This is a genomic window from Mycobacterium sp. E2733, assembly GCF_001667585.1.
Classification (GTDB): Bacteria; Actinomycetota; Actinomycetes; order Mycobacteriales; family Mycobacteriaceae; genus Mycobacterium.
On record NZ_LZJZ01000045.1, the window covers coordinates 1 to 3,679 of the forward strand.

A 3,679-nucleotide genomic window follows, 5' to 3' on the forward strand; every position below is an offset into this window, starting at 1 on the left:
ACTCAAATCCCCGCCACCCCCTGGCACCACACCCGCCACTGGATCAACCCCACACCCACCACGCGCCGAACCGAAACCGCTGCGCAGCACAGCGAGCCACGCGTGAGCGACGGCCAGGTGATCCCAGCGGAGTGGTATTGCGAATTAGAGTGGCCGGTTCGTCCACTGAGCGCCGAAAGCGGTCCGGCCGTCGGCCCTTGGCTGGTGATCGCCGACGATGGCGCGGGTGCGCAGATCAGCCATGGTCTAGGTGAAGACGCCACCGTCACGGTTATGTCGCCGTCGGCGCTGACCGAGCACGCTGATAGCGCGGCGCTCGCCGATGCCCTCGGTGGGGTGAGCCATGTGTGCTACGCGCCCACTGCCGCGCCGGCTTTCTTTGACGGCGCACCGGGCTACACCCTGTTCAACGCGGGGCGAAACCTGAGCGCGGCGATGGCGGCGACGGCATCACCGCCCAAACTGTTCATCCTGACCCGCAATGCCCAACCGCTCTCGGAAGGTGACCGGGCCAATCCCGCGCATGCGGCGTTGTGGGGACTGGGCCGCACCCTTGCCTTGGAGCATCCCGAAATCTGGGGCGGGGTCATCGATGTGGATGAGTCGGTGCCCGCAGGGCTGGCCACCCGATACGTACTCACCGAGGCGCACAGCGGCGACGACGAGGATCAGGTTGTCTACCGGGCAGGCGTGCGCCATGTCCCGCGCCTGCGTAGGCGCACGCCGCCATCGGTCTCGACGGTCGAGCTCGGCAATGGGGTCAGCCATCTGGTTATCGGGGCGACCGGCAAGATCGGCCCTCTGCTGATCCAGCAGCTCGCCGACATGGGGGCCGCCACCATCGTTGCGGTATCGCGCGATCCGGGTTCCCGACTGGATGAGTTGGCCGAAACCCTCTCCGCCAAAGGGGCCAATTTGGTTACGGTGGCCGCCGACGCATCGGATGAAACCGCGATGACGGAGCTGTTCCACCGCTTCGGTGCGGACCTTCCTCCGTTGGGTGGCATCTACCTGGCGGCCTATAGCGGTGGACCCGTGACTCTTTGCGAGATGACCGACGATGACGTCAACGTGATGTTTCGTCCGAAGCTGGACGCGGTGTCACTGCTGCATCACCTCTCGCTGCAGCAGCCGGTTCGCCAGTTTGTATTCTTCTCATCGATTTCCGGCGTGCTCGGATCCCGCTGGCTGGCTCATTACGCGGCCACCACCACCTTCCTCGACGCCTTCGCCTATGCGCGCCGGGCGGCAGGGCTTCCGGCTACCGCCGTGAATTGGGGCTTATGGAAGTCGCTGGCTGACAACGAGACCGAGCAGCATCGCCGCGTGACCCTCGAATCCGGGCTCGAACCGATGCCCGACGAGGTGGCCATTCAAGCGCTGGGGTCATTGGCCGGCGGCGATGCTCCGGCCCGGAGCACCGTGGTCGCGGCCGACTGGAGTCGCCTGGCTACCGCGTATCGCACCCGAGCACCACTTCACATCATCGACGACTTGCTCCCCGTGACCGACGACGACAGCTCACCGACGAGCACGTCGACGTTCCGCGAGGCACTGCGCGGCTGCGAACCGGAGCGGCGTCACGATCTGCTAATCGAGCACGTGACGGAGCAAGTTGCGGCCGTGATGGGCGCGCAGCCGCTGGATCCGTCCGCGGGCTTTTTCCAATCCGGCATGGATTCGCTGATGAGCGTGACGCTGCAGCGTTCGCTCGCCGAAAGCCTCGGCGAAGAACTGCCGATGTCAATGGTGTTCGACTATCCGACCATTGAGGGGCTGGCCGGCTACTTGGCCACAATCCTGCCCGAGCTGATCGAAGCTGCCGAACAACACAATACCGACGACTACGACGAATTCAGCGAAGACGAACTGCTGGAACATCTTTCGGAAAGGCTGGCTGGAGGCCGATGAGTGTGTCGACGGATCGCCGGGCGGTTATTACTGAGGCGTTGCACAAGATTGATGATCTGAGTGCGCGTTTGGAGGTTGCTGAGAAGGGTGCGACGGAGCCGATCGCCGTGGTGGGGATGGGTTGCCGGTTGCCCGGTGGGGTTGATGATCCCGAGCAGTATTGGCAGCTGTTGGCGCAGGGGCGCAGTGGGATTGTGCGGGTACCGCCGCAGCGCTGGGACGCTGATGCGTTTTACTGCGATGACCCGACGGTGGCGGGCACGATCTGCACCCGGGAGGGCGGCTTTGTGACGTCCTGGCAGCCCGATGAATTCGATGCCGAGTTCTTCGGGATCTCCCCGCGGGAGGCCGCCGCGATGGATCCCCAACAGCGGTTGCTCCTCGAAGTCGCTTGGGAGGCACTCGAACACGCCGGTATCACCCCGCCGGCCATCCGCGGCACCCACACCGGAGTCTTCATCGGCCAGACCGCCTACGACTACATGCTGACATTTCAAGGCGACTTGAGTCCGGAGGATTACGACGCCTACATCCCGTTTGGGAATGCGGCCAATTTCGCGGCTGGGCGGTTGTCGTATTTTCTGGGTGCGCGTGGTCCGGCGTTGGTGCTCGACACGGCGTGTTCGTCGTCGTTGGTGGCGGTGCACCTGGCGTGTGAGAGCCTGCGCCGCCGGGAAAGCGACACGGCTCTGGCCGGCGGGGTCAACCTGATGCTCAGGCTGGAACACAGTATTTCGACCTCTCGGTGGGGGATGTTGGCGCCTGATGGTCGGTGTAAGAGCTTTGATGCTGGTGCTGATGGGTATGTGCGCTCCGAGGGTTGCGGGGTGGTGGTGCTCAAGCGGCTCAGCGATGCCCAGCGTGACGGGGATCGGGTGTGGGCGTTGGTGCGTGGTTCGGCGGTCAATCAAGACGGTGCCAGCAGTGGGCAGACCGTGCCCAATGGGCCGGCCCAGCAGGCATTGTTACGCCAGGCGTTGGACGCTTCGCGGTTGCAGCCCACCGAGATCGACTACATCGAAGCACACGGCACCGGCACCGCGTTGGGCGATCCGATCGAGCTCGACGCGTTAAGCGAAGTGTTCGGCGAGCGTGACGGTGCGCCACCACTGGTGCTGGGGTCGGTGAAAACCAATCTGGGGCATCTGGAATCGGCGGCCGGCATCGCCGGTTTCATCAAGACCGTGCTGGCCATCGAGCACGGTCAGGTTCCCCAACATCTGAACTTCGAGCAGCTGACCCCACACGCCGGCCGGGGCGCGGCTGAGTTCATCATCGCCGCCGACGGCATGGCCTGGCCGTCGACGGATCGTGCCCGCCGGGCCGGGGTGTCCTCGTTCGGTGTCAGCGGCACCAACGCGCATGTGGTGCTCGAGCAGGCCCCGGCCAGGGAACCGGTTGAGCCTCAACCGGATCCGCCGGTGAGCACGTTGGTGCTCTCGGGTAAGACACCGCAGCGTATCGCCTCGACGGCCGCGGTGTTGGCCGAGTGGATGGCCGGCCCCGGCGCCCAGGTCGGGCTGGCCGAAATCGCCCACACCCTCAATCACCACCGCGCCCAACACCCGGTGTTCGCCACCGTGTGCGCCCGCGATCACGACCAGGCCCGCCACGCGCTCAGCGCGCTAGCCGACGGACACACCGCCGTCGGCCTGGTGGGCCCCCACGACGGGCCCTGTGGCAGCGGCACGGTGTTCGTCTACTCCGGTCAAGGATCGCAATGGACCGGCATGGCCCACCAACTGCTCACCGACGAACCCGCCTTCGC

The 3,679-nt window shown here is 65.5% G+C and carries 2 protein-coding genes; both read left to right on the top strand.

Annotated features, from left to right (window positions below; genetic code table 11):
- A partial coding sequence (locus A5678_RS09640; RefSeq protein WP_156746835.1) for a beta-ketoacyl reductase occupies window positions 1-1,911 on the top strand: 1,911 nt, incomplete at its 5' end.
- A partial coding sequence (locus tag A5678_RS09645; protein WP_156746836.1) for a type I polyketide synthase occupies window positions 1,908-3,679 on the top strand: 1,772 nt, incomplete at its 3' end. The genes A5678_RS09640 and A5678_RS09645, both read left to right, overlap by 4 nt.